The following is a 14,503-nucleotide window of genomic DNA, read 5'->3' as shown; positions in this document are numbered from 1 at the left end:
ACACACGGTCGAACAGGAGGTGGAGCGCCGTGCAGGGACTGGTTCTGCAGCTGACCCGTGCGGGGTTCCTCCTGCTGCTGTGGGTTTTCGTATGGACGGTGCTGCGGACGCTGCGCAGCGATATCTACGCGGCATCCGGCATGCGGATACAGCCCCGGCCCACCCGAGGGTCCGCGGTGCTGCCATCCCTGCGCCGAGGCCAGAAGGGCGCCAAATATCTTGTGGTGACTCAAGGTTCCCTCGCCGGCACTCGCATAACCCTCGGCACCCAGCCGGTGCTGATCGGTCGTGCGGATGACTCAACGCTGGTGCTCACCGATGACTACGCATCCACTCGACATGCGCGACTATCCCCGCGCGGTGACGATTGGTACGTCGAAGACCTCGGCTCGACGAACGGTACCTATCTCGACCGTGCAAAAGTCACCACCGCCGTCCGCGTTCCGCTCGGCACACCTGTCCGGGTCGGCAAGACAGTGATCGAGCTCCGATCGTGACACTTGTTCTCCGCTACGCAGCGCGCAGCGACCGCGGCCTGGTCCGCGCAAACAACGAAGATTCCGTCTACGCGGGAGCCCGGCTGCTCGCGCTGGCCGATGGTATGGGTGGTCATGCCGCGGGCGAGGTGGCGTCACAGCTGATGATCGCCGCATTGGCGCACCTCGACGACGACGAGCCCGGCGACGATATCCTCGGCAAACTCGACCGCGCCACCCGCGCGGGAAATGCCGCCATCGCCGACCAGGTCGAGGAAGAGCCGGAACTGGACGGTATGGGCACCACGCTCACCGCCATCCTGTTCGCGGGCAAGAAACTCGGCTTGGTGCATATCGGCGACTCCCGCGCCTATATGCTCCGCGACTCCGAACTCACCCAGATCACCCGGGACGACACCTTCGTCCAGTCCCTGGTCGACGAGGGCCGGATAACCGCCGAGCAGGCCCATACCCACCCGCAGCGTTCGCTCATCATGCGCGCCCTCACCGGTAACGAGATCGAACCGACGCTGATCATGCGGGAGGCCCGCGCGGGTGACCGCTATCTGCTGTGCTCGGACGGGCTCTCCGATGTGGTGAGCGACGAGACCATCGCGAACACCATGCGCGAGGGCACGGCCGACGAATGCGCCGACCGCCTCATCGAGCTGGCCCTGCGCAGTGGCGGCCCGGACAATGTGACCGTCGTCGTCGCCGATGTCATCGATCTCGACTACGGACAAAGTCACCCGATCGTGGCGGGCGCCGCCTCCGGTGAGAGCGAGGACACCCCGCCGCCGAATACCGCCGCCGGGCGCGCTGCCGCCATGCGCCCGCCGCAGGCGACTCCGCGCCGCGCCCCCGCGGCCGCTCCCGAACCCCCGCCCTCTTCCTCGCACAAACTGCGCTGGATACTGCTCGCGATGGCCTTGGTGCTGGCCGTCGGCATCGGTCTGGTGGTCGGGTACAAGATGATCCGCGACAACTACTACGTGGGCGCGGACAACGAGAGCGTGGTCATCCTGCGCGGACTGCCCGGCTCGATTCTCGGCTACTCCATCCACGAGGTGAATCTCATCGGCTGCGTCGATGCCCAGGGTGCGCTCACCTTGGTCGAAAGCGGCGCCGAATTGCCACCGGGCTGCCGGGAACTGAAGATGAGCGATCTCGAGCAGACCGGTCGTGACCAGGTGGACAAAGGACTGCCACCCGGCTCACTGGAGAAGGCCAAAGATCAGATGCGGGTCCTCGCCGAACGTGAACTGCTGCCGCCGTGCCGGAAGACTCCGAGCATTTCGCAGCCCGGCGTTGTTCCGAGCACGAGCGCGGTGCCGCCACCGCCGCCGGCACCGCCCACCCCGGCACCGGACGCACCGCAGCCGCCCGCCCCCGGTCCGACACCGGAGGTCCCGGCACCGGCCGCACCGGCACCGGATGGGGTATTGCAGCCGCCGGCGCCGGCCACCGCTCCCGCGCCGACAACGGCCCCCGCACCGACGACAGCTCCCGCAAAACCGCAGGTCGCGGGGGAGAACTGCCGGGTGACGGACTGATGTCCGCACCGGCACCACCGTCCGCCGGGGCTTTTCCTAGTCCCCCGGGCGGTTTCGCCCAGGTACCGCCGAGCACCAGGCGCAACACCGAACTGCTGTTGCTCGGTTTCTCGGCGTTCATCACCACCACCGCGCTCTTTTTGGTGGAAGCGAGCCAGGAGCAGTCGATCACCTGGGATATCGCCAAATACGGCGTGGCCTACCTGGGATTGTTCGCGGTCGCGCATCTGGCCGTCCGGCGCTTCGCGCCGTACAGCGACCCCCTGTTGTTGCCGATCGTCGCCCTGCTCAACGGTATCGGTCTGGTCTTGATCCACCGGCTGGATCTGGCCGACCAGGAGAACGCGGCGTTCCTGTCCCAGGAACTTCCCGCCCCCAATGCCAATCCCCAGGTCCTGTGGACGGCCCTGGGCATCGTGGTGTTCGTCGCGGTATTGCTCGCGCTGCCCGACTACCGCACCCTGGCCCGCTACAGCTACACCCTCGGGCTGATCGGGTTGGTGGCGCTGGCCATCCCCGCAATACTGCCGGGCCGGTTCTCCGAGACCAACGGCGCCAAGATCTGGATCAAACTACCCGGTATCAGCATTCAGCCCGGCGAATTCGCCAAGATCCTGCTGATCATCTTCTTCGCCTCGGTGCTGGTGGCCAAGCGTGAACTGTTCACCGCGGCGGGTCGGCATGTACTGGGGATGGAATTCCCGCGCAGGCGGGACCTGGGCCCCATCCTCGCGGTGTGGATCCTGTGCATCGGAGTGCTGGTACTCGAGAAGGATCTCGGCACCTCCCTACTGATCTTCGGAACCGTGCTGGTGATGCTCTACATCGCCACCGAACGGGTCGGCTGGCTGATCATCGGGGGTGGCCTGCTCACCCTCGGCTTCGTCTTCGCCTACCAATTCTTCGGCCACGTCCGGGTACGGGTGGCGACCTGGCTGCATCCGTTCGACGACTACAACAACACCGGCTACCAGATCGTCCAGTCGCTGTTCGGGCTGGCCACGGGCGGCCTGGCCGGCACCGGCCTGGGTAGTGGACGTCCCTCACAGGTGCCCTTCGCCAATACCGACTTCATCATCACCACCGTCGGCGAAGAACTCGGGCTCATCGGGCTCACCGCGATACTCGTGCTGTTCCTGATCCTGATCCTGCGCGGTATGCGCACCGCCCTCGCCGTCCGCGACAGCTTCGGCAAGCTGCTGGCCGCCGGTCTGTCGTTCACCATCGCCATCCAGATCTTCGTGGTGGTCGGCGGCGTCACCAAGCTGATCCCGCTCACCGGTCTCACCACGCCGTTCGTGTCGTACGGCGGATCCTCGCTGCTGGCCAACTACGCGCTGCTGGCCCTGATCATCAAGATCTCCGACGCCGCGCGGGCCCCGGCCCCGCCCCGCAAACGCGAACCGGCCGCACCGCTCGCGGAAATGCAGACCCAGCTGGTGCGCCGTCGGGAAAGGGGGCGAGCGCTGTGAACACTCCGCTGCGCCGCGTGTCGATGGCCGTTATGGTGATGATCGTCGCTCTACTGTGCAACGCCACTTATATCCAGGTCATCAAGGCCGACGACTATCGCACCGATCCGCGCAACTCGCGGGTCCTGTTGGACGAGTACTCACGCCAGCGCGGACAGATCTCCGCCGGGGGCACCGTGCTCGCCAGTTCGGTCGCCACCGACGACCGTTACAAATATCTGCGCGTCTACCCCAGCAGCCCGGCCGCGTATGCCCCGGTCACCGGCTTCTATTCGATGCAGTACGGCAGCACGGGCCTGGAACGGGCCGAGGACCCGGTGCTCAACGGCTCCGACGGCCAATTGTTCGGTAGCCACCTGGTGGATCTGATCTCCGGCCGCGACCCGCGGGGCGGCAATGTCGTCACCACCATCGACCCGGCTATGCAGGAAGCCGCCTACCAAGAGCTCACCGACCGGGGGTACACCGGTTCGGTGGTGGCCATCGAGCCCAGCACCGGCAAGATCCTCACCATGGTCTCCACGCCCAGCTACGATCCCAACCGGTTGGCGGGCCACGATGGGGCCAGTGGCACCCAGGCCTGGGAGGACCTGCACACCGATTCGAACCAGCCGATGCTCAACCGTGCCGTCTCGCAGACCTACCCGCCCGGTTCCACATTCAAGGTCGTGGTCACCGCGGCGGCGCTGGCCCGCGGCATCGCCTCACCCCAGGACCAGTTCACCGCGGCCCCGACCATCACCTTGCCGGGCACCAGCACCCCTTTGGAGAACTACAACGGCACTACCTGCGGTCCCGGGCCCACGGCCTCGCTGTACGAGGCGTTCCGCAGGTCCTGCAACACCGCGTTCGTCGAGCTCGGGGTCAAAGTGGGCGCATCCGCTCTCGAGGACACCGCCGCGGCCTTCGGCATCGGCCCCCACCGCGGTATTCCGATTCCGGTCGCCGAGAGCACCGTGGGCGATATCCCCGACGACGCCGCACTCGGGCAGAGCAGCATCGGGCAGCGTGATGTGGCGCTGACCCCGCTGCAGAACGCGGTGATCGCGGCCACCATCGCCAATGGTGGTGTCCGAATGGAGCCGTACCTGGTCGACCGGATCCAGGGCCCGGATCTGAGTGAGATCGACAGCACAGAGCCGGTCTCCGTGGGGCAGACGATCAGCGCCGCGGTAGCGTCGACGCTGACCGACCTGATGATCGCGTCGGAGAACAACACCGCGGGCGGTGGGCGGTCGGCGTACCAGATCGCGTCCAAGACCGGTACGGCCGAACACGGCACCGATTCACGCAACACACCGCCGCACGCCTGGTACATAGCATTCGCACCCGCGCAGAATCCGAAGATCGCCATCGCGGTGATCGTGGAGAACGGGGGCGACCAAGCTCTGGCAGCGACCGGTGGATCGGTCGCGGCGCCGGTCGCCCGGGCGGTGTTGGACGCGGGTCTGCGAGGGCGCTGAACGAGATGGATGTGCGAGTGAATCTGCGGGGAACCCGATGCTGAACAACGGTGCGATGATCGCGGAGCGGTACCGGCTGCAGCGGCTGATCGCTACCGGCGGGATGGGCCAGGTGTGGGAGGCCCTGGACACCCGGCTCGACCGGCGCGTCGCGGTCAAGGTGCTCAAGTCCGAGTTCTCGGCCGACCCCACCTTCCGGCACCGGTTCCGCACCGAGGCCAAGACCACCGCACAGTTGAATCACCCCGGTATCGCCGGAATCTACGACTACGGCGAGACCTACGACCCGCAGGGCGGCGAAACAGCCTATCTGGTGATGGAGCTGGTACAGGGCGAGCCGCTGAACTCCGTGCTGAACCGCCTCGGTCGCCTGTCCGTGGCACAGGGTCTGGACCTGCTGGAACAGACCGGACGGGCCCTGCAGGTGGCGCATGCCGCGGGCGTGGTGCATCGGGACGTGAAACCGGGAAACATCCTGGTCACCCCGACCGGTCAGGTGAAGATCACCGATTTCGGTATCGCCAAGGCGGTGGATGCCTCTCCGGTGACCAAAACCGGCATGGTGATGGGGACCGCGCAGTACATCGCACCCGAGCAGGCGGTCGGCGAGGACGCCACCGCTGCCAGCGATGTGTACGCCCTGGGCATCGTGGGCTACGAGGTGTTGGCCGGACAACGTCCGTTCAGCGGGGACGGCGCCATTACCGTCGCGATGAAACACGTCCGCGAGGCGCCACCGCCGATGCCATCGGATCTGCCGCCCAATGTGCGGGAACTGATCGAGATCACCATCGGCAAGGACCCGACCCAGCGCTACGCCGACGGGGGTGAGTTCGCCGATGCCGTCGCGGCGGTCCGCGCCGGACGCAGGCCCCCGCTACCCCGGAACATGCCGGCCGAACCGATCGATGAGGGCGACACCCGGATATTGCCCCCGAACCCCACGGTGGTGCTGCCGCCCTCCCGGCAGGATTTCGACAACAATGTGACGTCACGCTACCCCCACAGCGGGAGCGCCGCCCCTACGCCTCGCCCGGCCACCGGTGCGCATCGCCCGGCCGCCGACCGACCCGATTCGGAGGAGCGGCGCGCGGGCCTGTCCGGTACCAGCCAGAAGTTGCTGATCGGGCTCGGTATCGGAGCTCTGTTGCTGGGCAGCGCGGTGCTGTGGCTGTTGTTCGGCGGGGACACCAACCCGGACCCGAACCGCCCGGCCCCCGCCACCACGAGCACGGTCACCAGTAGCACTCCACAGCCGCTGCCGCCGCCACCGACCACCGAGTACGTGGAACCGGAACCGGAACCGGAGCCGCCGACCGTGGAGCCGACCACCCTGCCACCGACCACCCTGCCGCCGACGACCGTGGAGCCGACCACCACGCCGCCCGGCACCACCGCGCCGTCGGCCACCACGGCACCATCGTCGACGCCCACCGCGGCACCGAGCACCCCGAGCCAGACGACGACCACCCGCCGACCGTTCCCGACAATTCAGATCCCTATACCGTCGTTCCCTGATATGGGCGATGACGAGGACGCCTTAGGCCGCGCCCCCCGTGCATCGGCTACCTATCCGCAAGGACTGCCATGACGACCCCGAAGAATCTCTCCTCCCGCTACGAGCTGGGCGAGACCATCGGATTCGGCGGGATGTCAGAGGTCCACAAGGCACGTGACCTCCGGTTGAACCGCGATGTCGCGATCAAGGTGCTGCGCGCCGATCTGGCCCGCGACCCCACGTTCTATCTGCGGTTCAAACGCGAGGCGCAGAACGCCGCCGCGCTGAACCATCCCGCCATCGTCGCCGTATACGACACCGGTGAGGCGGAGATCGGGGGCGGCCCGCTGCCCTACATCGTGATGGAGTACGTGGACGGCGATACATTGCGCGATATCGTGCGCAACGAAGGGCCGCTGCCACCGCGCCGGGCGATGGAGGTCGTGGCGGACGTCTGCGCCGCGCTGGACTTCAGCCACAAAGCGGGCATCGTGCACCGCGATATGAAGCCGGCCAACATCATGATCAACCAGGCCGGTGCGGTGAAGGTGATGGACTTCGGCATCGCGCGCGCGATCGCCGATGCCGCCAACCCGATGACGCAGACCGCCGCGGTGATCGGCACCGCGCAGTACCTTTCGCCGGAACAGGCCCGCGGCGAGACGGTGGACGCTCGATCGGATGTCTATTCGGTCGGCTGCGTGCTGTTCGAGATCCTCACCGGAGAGCCCCCGTTCACCGGTGACTCTCCCATCGCGGTGGCATACCAGCATGTTCGGGAGGATCCGCGGCTGCCGTCGCTGGTCCAGGAGGGCGTACCGCGCGAGCTGGATTCGGTCGTTCTGAAGGCGATGAGCAAGAATCCCGCCAACCGCTATCAGACCGCGGCCGAGATGCGCGCGGACCTGATCCGAGTGCTCGGCGGGCAGCGACCGAGCGCGCCGATGGTGATGACCGACGAGGATCACACCACCTTCCTCGACTCCACCGGTCCTTCCGCGCACGGATACCGTCGCAGCGGCGAACACGGCGACGCGGATCTGGACAATTACGACTACGAATCCAACGACACCCGGCAATCGCGGCGCGTCGTCTATCTCGCGCTTGGTGCCGTCGTCGCGGTCGCGGTGGCCTTCGGTCTGTTCTGGATGCTCGGTCCGGGGAGCAAACCCGATCAGATCGCCGTCCCGGATCTGTCCAACACCTCCATCGATGAGGCCCAGAAGACCTTGGAGGATCTGGGGTTCAGTGTTGCCATCCAGCAGAAGCCGGATGGCAAGGTCAGCACCGGCAATGTCATCTCGACCCAGCCGCTGGGCGGGTCCCGTGCCGATGAGGGCAGCACCATCACGGTACAGGTGTCGACCGGCCCCCAGAAGGTCCCCGTGCCCCAGTTGGCCGGTCTGCCCCGGCAAGAGGCCGAACAACGGCTCAGCGAGGTGGGCCTGCTGCTCAACCCGCAGGTCCGGCAGGGACCATCCAGCCCGCAGGACAAGGACAAGGTGATCGCTCAGGAACCGAGTTCGGGTGTCGAGGTCGACGCGGGCGGTCAGATCACCGTCACGCTCGGATCGGGGCCGGAACAGGTGCGGGTGCCCAATGTCGTGGGTCAGCAGATCGAGGTGGCCCAACCGAACCTGGTGGACAGCGCGGGATTCAAGATCGTGATCCAACAGGTGACTTCGCAGCGGCCACGTGGCGAGGTGCTGGCCACTGATCCGGCCGGCGGCAGTATGGCCGACAAGGGCTCCACCATCACCGTGCAGGTCGCCGACAGCAACCGTATTCTCATGCCGAACCTCACCGGACTGAGCGTGGCGGAGGCGGCGAATGTGCTGCGGGAAGCCGGTTGGGCGGGCAGCGTCAACCAGATCCGCCAGCTCACTCAGATAACCCTCGATTCCGAGCAGGGCGGCAAGATCATCGGACAGACCCCCGCACCCGGCACCACCATCACGACCACCTCGCCGGTCACGGTAAACGTGGGCGTACTGCCCCTCGGTACCCCCTGAGTCGGACCGTCGGGGCCCGCCCGGTCGCCCCGGGTTTCGGGTCTGCGTCGGTCCCTCCCAATCGTTATCCGCGGCTCGTTCCCGTCACCCGATCGAGATGCGTTGGACATCGGCACGCCTCGATGAATTATGGTGAATCCCATTCACGCCCAAGGGATTTCCCACGTGTACCCGAGAAGGATCGCACGCTCGACAGAAGGGCCACCGAGTTGGCGAACGAGTGTGTCCGGAGCGTGTCGGCCAAGGCGTATCGACCGGAGCGGCCGGATGGGAAGATGGGTTTGCTCCATTCGAACCAGCATCGCTGAGGAACGAGGAGGTAGGCCGTGACCACTGCCAGGGACATCATGAAACCGGGCGCTCACTGGATTTCCAAGGATCAATCGGTCGCACAGGCGGCCCGCACCATGGCCGAACTCGGCGTCGGCGCACTGGTCGTCGCCGATGAGAACGAGCGGATGTGCGGCATCATCACCGACCGCGACATCGTGATCAAATGCGTGGCCCAGGGGTTGTCCCCGTCGGGGACCCGCGCCGCCGAACTCTGTGAGGCGACGCCCCGATGGGTCGCCGCGGATGCCGACGTCGACGAGGTCCTCGACGAAATGGAGGGCCATCAGGTCAAACGGATACCGGTTATCGAGGACAAGCGCCTCGTCGGCATGATCAGCGAAGCCGACCTGGCCCGGCATCTGGACGACAATCAGCTCGGCGAATTCGTCACCGCGGTTTACGGACGGTCCTGACCGTCGATCCGGACAGGCCTGGGCGGCGATCGGACAACCGTCGCCCGGACCGATTCCGGTGGTAGATCACACCGCCAGCGCCGCCACTTCCGCTTCCAACGTCTCGATCAGCCCTTCCGCGGGACGTTCCCCGCAGCTTTCGAGCCAATTCGCCAACATGCGGTGCCCGCCCTGGGTGAGCACCGACTCCGGGTGGAATTGCACTCCCTGGATGGGCAGGTCACGATGGCGCATGGCCATGACTATGCCGCTCTCGGTCCGACCGAGCACCTCGAACTCGTCGGGCAGGGTCTCTTCCAATACGGTGAGCGAGTGATAGCGGGTGGCGGTGAACGGGTCGGGCAATCCCGCCAACACACCGGCGCCGATATGGAATACCGAACTGGTCTTGCCGTGTAGCAGTTCCGGAGCCCGGGTCACGGTCGCGCCGAAGGCGGCACCGATGGCCTGGTGGCCGAGACACACCCCGAGCAACGGTGTCCGCTCTCGCGCGCAGGCATGGACCAGGTCGATACTGGCCCCCGCGCGGTCGGGAGTGCCGGGTCCGGGGCTTATCAGCACACCGTCGAAATCGGCGGCGACGGCGTCCCGGTCGGCGAGATTCGGATCGTCGTTACGCCAGACCACGGCTTCCACGCCCAGCTGGCCCAGGTACTGGACCAGGTTGAACACGAAACTGTCGTAGTTGTCGACGACCAGAACACGCATGATGAGAGCCTACGTGTTCGGCCGGCGGGCCGTCGCATCGATTACGTCCGCCCGATCACGCGCCGCTCCCGGCGCCTCCACTCGACTCACTTCGGCCGGCGTGCCGCGCCATCTCCTTCGGCGTCGACACCCGAGCGTGGTACCAGGTGATATAGCCTGAAGTCAGGATCTGCACGCCGAATACGAGGACGTCATGCCGAAGTCGAAGGTCCGGAAGAAGACCGATTACACGATCAATCCCGCCGCCAACCGAACCCCGGTGAAGGTGAAGGCAGCCGGGCCGTCGCCGGCCTGGTATGTCGCCATCATGCTCGGCTTCATGCTGGCCGGGTTGTTGTGGTTGCTGGTCTACTACCTCGCGGCAGAGCAGATCGGCTGGATGAACGATCTGCACGCCTGGAACTTCCTGATCGGGTTCGGACTGATGGTGATCGGCCTGATCATGACCATGCGATGGCGTTGAGCCGCGCGCGGATTACACACATGTCATTCATACACACCTGTGGATGAACCTGTGGACAACTCACAACGCCCGAGCGGTGGGGTCGGAGAAAGGCCGTATGGCATGACGACGCCGACGCACCCCGCCCGCCCGTCCACCAGGACCGATTGGGGGCAACCGCCCACATGCCATCCGTGAACCCGGCCCCACGCCTGGCGTGGACCACCCCCACCCCTGCGCTGGTCGCGGTCGCCCTCGGCGGTGTGATCATGGCCGTCGCCGCCGTTTTCTCCCCCGACGCCCCCAGCCGGTTCCTCGTCGGCGCGGCCGCGGTGGGTCTCCTGTGGATGGCCGTGCTCGGCTTCCGGCAGCGCCCCCGACTGGCGCTCGTTCCCGGCGACGATCCCCACCTGGTGGTGCGCACCCTCACCGGACCGACACGCTATACCCGCGAGCAGATCCTGCGGGCGCGCCCGGTGTACTACCGCCGTCTCGGCCGCAAGATGCCCATGCTGGAGATCGACGTGACCACCGATGGCGCGGAACGGCTGCTGATCTTCGGTCGATGGGATCTGGGAACCCATCCCGAGGAGGTGTACCACACCTTGCGCACCGAACTGAACCTGCGTGGTGAGGACGTGCGATAGATCTAGACGGTCAGCGCCGTCGACATCACCGCGATCACCGATAGTGCCACCACTGCCAGCGCCCCCAGCGCCGTCCACCCCACCGCTCGCGCTTTTTCCGGGGTACGCGCCCGCAACCATTGGGGCAGGAACAGCACACCGAGCGTGGCCAGGGTGCCCGCTGCCAGTCCGCCGAGATGGCCCCACAGCGAGATACCGGGCAGCGAGAAACTGATGAAGACATTGATGCCGATCAGGATCAACATGCTGTTCGGGCTCTGCCGCAGTCGGATCAGCACCACGGTGATCGAGCCGAACAGCCCGTATACCGCGCCGGACGCGCCGGCGGTCAGGTTTTCCTGGTCGAGCACCATTACAGCGGCCGAAGCGCCGAGCAGTGAGACCAGGTAGACCGCCAGATAACGAGCCCGGCCGAGGACCAGTTCGATATCCCGTCCCGCGACGTACAACGCGAACATATTGAGCAACAGGTGAATCGGCCCGTAGTGCAGGAAGCCGGATCCGATCACTCTGATCCAGTCGCCGGTGGCGACCGCGGGTGGGTACATGACCCAGTCGAGGAAGAGTGCGGAACCTGCGTAGTTGTCCAGCACGCTGCGCGATTGGGCCGCGGTGATCCCGAAGACCAGCACATTCACCGCGATCAAGGCGTAGGTCACGAAGGGGATCGCGGTCCGGGGGGCCGTTCCCGCGGCCACCGTCCGTACCTGCGGTGCCGAACGCCGATCGACGCGCAAACAGTCCACGCAATGCTGGCCGACCGAGGCCGGACGCAGACATTCGGGGCAGGCGGGCCTACCGCACCGGGTACAGGACAAACCGGTCGAGCGGTCCGGATGACGCACACAGACCGGTATCGACTGCCGTGGGTCCGCGGGGTACTGGGGGTTCATCGGAACATCCGGTTCACAGGGGGACGGCCCGAATCCGAACAGGTCGCGGGGCCGGCACCGTGGCTGGTACTCACGAGCCCATCGTGCCACGGCCCCTTCGATCGCCCCGGCACCCCAGGCGGGGCCACACCGCTCCGACACACCCCGACTGCGGGCACCACCTGGGGTTCTGCATATTCGCCCGGCCTGTGTAAAAGTTGATGAATGAGCTTGGGACCATTACGTCTGTCCGGTCGTTCGCGTAATCGGCTGTTGGCCGCCGCCGCGGTCGCGGCAGCCGGTGGTACCGCTCTGGTGATACGCAACAAACGCCCACAGCTACCCGACCCTGCCCCCGTTCCACCGCGGATCGGCTATACCCGCGGTAATGCGGTGTCGACCTCCGAGGGGACGAACACCGACACCCGACCGCAGGTCAGCGACTGACGGTCCGGTGGTACTGGCGCAGCGCGGCCGGCACGAACACCGCGAGAATGATCACCACCCAGAGCAGGGTGGTGGCCACCGGATGCTGCATCGACCAAGCGGTCGAGGTGTCCGCGAGCGGTGAGGTGTTGCCGAACAGTTCGCGTGTCGCCTGGGTGAGCGCCGATACCGGGTTCCATTCGGCGAATACCCGCAGCACGGCCGGTAGGTCGTTCAACGGCACGAAGGTGTTGGCCAGGAAGGTGAGCGGGAAGATCACCATGAAGCTGGCGTTGTTGAAGACCTCGGGCGTGCGGACGAGCAGCCCGACCACCGCCATGATCCAGGAGATCGCGTAGGCGAACAGCAACAGCAGCATGTAGGCCAGGATGGCGTCCAGGAACGAACCCCGGATACGCCAGCCGACCATCAGGCCGGTCAGTGACATCACCACCAGGCTGACGAGGTTGATCACCACATCGCTGACAGTGCGGCCGATGAGCACCGAGGACGGCGCCATGGGCAGCGTGCGAAAGCGGTCGATGATGCCCTTCTGCATATCCTCGGCCAGGCTCAACCCGGTGAAGGTGGAGCCGAAGACCACGGTCTGCGCGAAGATGCCCGCGATCAGATACTCACGGTAGCCGCCTTCCAACCCCGGTACCTTGATCGCACTCCCGAAGATGTACGCGAAGAGCAGTACGAACATGATCGGCGAGAGAGTGCTGAAGATCAGCACATCGGGTACCCGCTTGATCTTGATGACATTGCGTTTGGTGACGGTGAGGCTGTCACCGATCACCATGGACAATCGTTCGAGCAGAGCGAGGCGTTCGTCCGGGTGTTTTCCCGGGGCCACCGTGGTCATCCGGTCTTTCCTTCCGTTGCCGCCTGATTCGTCAGGGGATGTGCGGGCCCGGCTCCTCCGGCCGCCGGGTCCTCCCCACTTGTCGGGCCGGCCGCGACAACAGTCGAGGTTCGCTCCGCACCATCGGCCTCGTCGGCGCTGTCGACGGGTTTCTCATCCGCCTCGCGACCGGTGAGGGTGAGGAAGACATCGTCGAGCGAAGGTCGTCGTAATCCGACGTCATGGATCTCGACCTTGTACTCGGCCAGCCGGCCGACCGCGGAGACCAGCGCCTGGGAACCATCGCTGACCGGCACGATGATCCGGCGCAGCGCCGGTTCCAGATGAATCTCTCCATCGGCCAGGGCGGCCAGCGCTTGTCGCGCCACCGGCAGATCGTCGACGTGGCCGACCGTGAGTTCGATCCGATCGCCGCCGACCTTGGTCTTCAGTTCGTCGGCCGTACCCCGGGCGATCACCCGACCGTGGTCGATCACCGCGATGGCATCGGCGAGCCGGTCGGCCTCCTCCATGTATTGGGTGGTCAACAGCAAGGTGGTGCCACCGGCAACCAGTTCCTCGATCACATCCCACAGATCCAGCCGGGCCCGCGGGTCCAGGCCCGTCGTCGGCTCGTCCAGGAACAGGACCGGTGGATTGGCGACCAGAGCGCCCGCGAGATCGAGCCGGCGACGCATACCTCCCGAATATCCCTTGACCGGGCGGTCGGCGGCATCGGTGAGCCGGAAGCGGTCCAATAGTTCGCGGGCGCGTGCTTTACTGCGCCGGATTCCCATGTGGTAGAGCCGACCCACCATTTCGAGGTTCTCGAAACCGGTGAGATATTCGTCCACCGCGGCGTACTGTCCCGAGGCACCGATCCGGGATCGCAGCGCACGCGGGTTCCGAAGGACGTCCACCCCGGCCACGGTCGCGCGGCCCGCATCGGGAACCAAGAGTGTGGTGAGGACTCGGACGGTGGTGGTCTTACCGGCTCCATTGGGGCCCAGCAGGGCGGTGACGGTCCCCTCCGGCACGGTCAGATCGAGCCCGTCGAGGGCCCGCAGCCCGCCGTATCGTTTGACGAGCCCCTCGGCGACGATTGCGTCGGGCATGGTTCTCCTGGGATTCGTATCTGCTGTTTCGCGTCTGCTGTTTCGCGACGACTACGTGTTGTTCCCGACGGCGGAATCACACCGACGGCAGGGCTCATATCCGGTCGTTCAACCAAGGCGGATCTCAGTATTGCGCCACCCGCCGCCGTTTTCACCTCATTTATCCAGGCCCGGGATTGCCGCATCACAGTGCGGAGGCCGTCCCCACCCCGGCCGCCGCTCGGGC

14 protein-coding genes are annotated in these 14,503 nt (G+C 66.2%); 10 read left to right on the top strand and 4 right to left on the bottom strand.

The genetic code is table 11. The features are described from left to right. Positions 1-29: 29 nt before the first annotated feature. From ON32_RS00250 to ON32_RS00220, 7 genes are all read left to right on the top strand, one after another. Positions 30-497: an FHA domain-containing protein FhaB/FipA gene (locus ON32_RS00250; protein ID WP_040787750.1), complete on the top strand. Its 468-nt coding sequence runs from the start codon at positions 30-32 to the stop codon at positions 495-497. Next, positions 494-2,029, top strand: coding sequence for a PP2C family protein-serine/threonine phosphatase (locus ON32_RS00245; RefSeq protein WP_040787749.1), 1,536 nt, complete (start codon positions 494-496; stop codon positions 2,027-2,029). The genes ON32_RS00250 and ON32_RS00245 overlap by 4 nt, the downstream gene beginning before the upstream one ends. After that, the gene (locus ON32_RS00240) at positions 2,029-3,501 is read left to right on the top strand and encodes an FtsW/RodA/SpoVE family cell cycle protein (RefSeq protein ID WP_040787748.1); all 1,473 of its coding nucleotides are present in this window, start codon (positions 2,029-2,031) and stop codon (positions 3,499-3,501) included. The genes ON32_RS00245 and ON32_RS00240 overlap by 1 nt, the downstream gene beginning before the upstream one ends. After that, a complete protein-coding gene (locus tag ON32_RS00235; protein WP_040787747.1) occupies positions 3,498-4,964 on the top strand; it encodes a peptidoglycan D,D-transpeptidase FtsI family protein in 1,467 nt (488 codons plus the stop codon). Before ON32_RS00240 ends, ON32_RS00235 begins: the two co-directional genes overlap by 4 nt. 37 nt (positions 4,965-5,001) lie before the next feature. Beyond that, the gene (locus ON32_RS00230) at positions 5,002-6,555 is read left to right on the top strand and encodes a protein kinase domain-containing protein (protein ID WP_040787745.1); all 1,554 of its coding nucleotides are present in this window, start codon (positions 5,002-5,004) and stop codon (positions 6,553-6,555) included. Then, positions 6,552-8,474 (top strand): Stk1 family PASTA domain-containing Ser/Thr kinase, encoded by a 1,923-nt coding sequence (gene pknB / locus ON32_RS00225; protein WP_040787743.1) that lies wholly within the window; start codon positions 6,552-6,554, stop codon positions 8,472-8,474. Before ON32_RS00230 ends, pknB begins: the two co-directional genes overlap by 4 nt. Positions 8,475-8,800: 326 nt before the next feature. Beyond that, entirely contained in the window at positions 8,801-9,220 is a 420-nt protein-coding gene (locus ON32_RS00220; protein WP_040787741.1) for a CBS domain-containing protein, read from the top strand. A 66-nt stretch (positions 9,221-9,286) separates the two neighbouring features. On the opposite strand, the gene ON32_RS00215 is transcribed toward ON32_RS00220, so the two are convergent. After that, complete coding sequence (locus tag ON32_RS00215; protein ID WP_040787739.1) at positions 9,287-9,928, bottom strand: aminodeoxychorismate/anthranilate synthase component II; 642 nt, start codon at positions 9,926-9,928, stop codon at positions 9,287-9,289. 193 nt (positions 9,929-10,121) lie between these two features. Between ON32_RS00215 and crgA the strand changes: the two genes are divergently transcribed. Both crgA and ON32_RS00205 read left to right on the top strand, forming a co-directional pair. Then, the gene (crgA, locus tag ON32_RS00210; RefSeq protein ID WP_040787738.1) at positions 10,122-10,391 is read left to right on the top strand and encodes a cell division protein CrgA; all 270 of its coding nucleotides are present in this window, start codon (positions 10,122-10,124) and stop codon (positions 10,389-10,391) included. A gap of 164 nt (positions 10,392-10,555) precedes the next feature. Then, positions 10,556-11,017, top strand: coding sequence for a PH domain-containing protein (locus ON32_RS00205; protein WP_040787737.1), 462 nt, complete (start codon positions 10,556-10,558; stop codon positions 11,015-11,017). 2 nt (positions 11,018-11,019) lie between these two features. On the opposite strand, the gene ON32_RS00200 is transcribed toward ON32_RS00205, so the two are convergent. Next, positions 11,020-11,910 (bottom strand): rhomboid family intramembrane serine protease, encoded by an 891-nt coding sequence (locus ON32_RS00200; protein ID WP_051132700.1) that lies wholly within the window; start codon positions 11,908-11,910, stop codon positions 11,020-11,022. A gap of 204 nt (positions 11,911-12,114) precedes the next feature. Between ON32_RS00200 and ON32_RS00195 the strand changes: the two genes are divergently transcribed. Then, positions 12,115-12,336: a hypothetical protein gene (locus ON32_RS00195; protein WP_040787733.1), complete on the top strand. Its 222-nt coding sequence runs from the start codon at positions 12,115-12,117 to the stop codon at positions 12,334-12,336. Here the strand turns inward: ON32_RS00195 and ON32_RS00190 are convergent. Beyond that, the gene (locus tag ON32_RS00190; RefSeq protein ID WP_040787895.1) at positions 12,326-13,120 is read right to left on the bottom strand and encodes an ABC transporter permease; all 795 of its coding nucleotides are present in this window, start codon (positions 13,118-13,120) and stop codon (positions 12,326-12,328) included. The two genes, ON32_RS00195 and ON32_RS00190, sit on opposite strands and share 11 nt — an antisense overlap. A 59-nt stretch (positions 13,121-13,179) precedes the next feature. Beyond that, positions 13,180-14,277: an ATP-binding cassette domain-containing protein gene (locus tag ON32_RS00185; protein ID WP_083873799.1), complete on the bottom strand. Its 1,098-nt coding sequence runs from the start codon at positions 14,275-14,277 to the stop codon at positions 13,180-13,182. Positions 14,278-14,503 lie beyond the last annotated feature (226 nt).

It is taken from the genome of Nocardia paucivorans NBRC 100373, assembly GCF_000308675.1.
GTDB classification, from domain to species: Bacteria; Actinomycetota; Actinomycetes; order Mycobacteriales; family Mycobacteriaceae; genus Nocardia; species Nocardia paucivorans.
The sequence above is the reverse complement of the archived record's forward strand: the minus strand, read 5'-3'. Positions and strand labels throughout refer to the sequence as shown.

Excerpts from the sequence above, each read along its gene's own strand:
- crgA (WP_040787738.1), top strand. The coding sequence starts at position 10,122 with ATGCCGAAGTCGAAGGTCCGGAAGAAGACCGATTACACGATCAATCCC.
- ON32_RS00240 (WP_040787748.1), top strand. The coding sequence starts at position 2,029 with ATGTCCGCACCGGCACCACCGTCCGCCGGGGCTTTTCCTAGTCCCCCG.
- ON32_RS00190 (WP_040787895.1), bottom strand. The coding sequence starts at position 13,120 with ATGGTGATCGGTGACAGCCTCACCGTCACCAAACGCAATGTCATCAAG.
- ON32_RS00185 (WP_083873799.1), bottom strand. The coding sequence starts at position 14,277 with ATGCCCGACGCAATCGTCGCCGAGGGGCTCGTCAAACGATACGGCGGG.
- ON32_RS00205 (WP_040787737.1), top strand. The coding sequence starts at position 10,556 with ATGCCATCCGTGAACCCGGCCCCACGCCTGGCGTGGACCACCCCCACC.
- pknB (WP_040787743.1), top strand. The coding sequence starts at position 6,552 with ATGACGACCCCGAAGAATCTCTCCTCCCGCTACGAGCTGGGCGAGACC.
- ON32_RS00195 (WP_040787733.1), top strand. The coding sequence starts at position 12,115 with ATGAGCTTGGGACCATTACGTCTGTCCGGTCGTTCGCGTAATCGGCTG.
- ON32_RS00200 (WP_051132700.1), bottom strand. The coding sequence starts at position 11,910 with ATGAACCCCCAGTACCCCGCGGACCCACGGCAGTCGATACCGGTCTGT.
- ON32_RS00230 (WP_040787745.1), top strand. The coding sequence starts at position 5,002 with ATGCTGAACAACGGTGCGATGATCGCGGAGCGGTACCGGCTGCAGCGG.
- ON32_RS00215 (WP_040787739.1), bottom strand. The coding sequence starts at position 9,928 with ATGCGTGTTCTGGTCGTCGACAACTACGACAGTTTCGTGTTCAACCTG.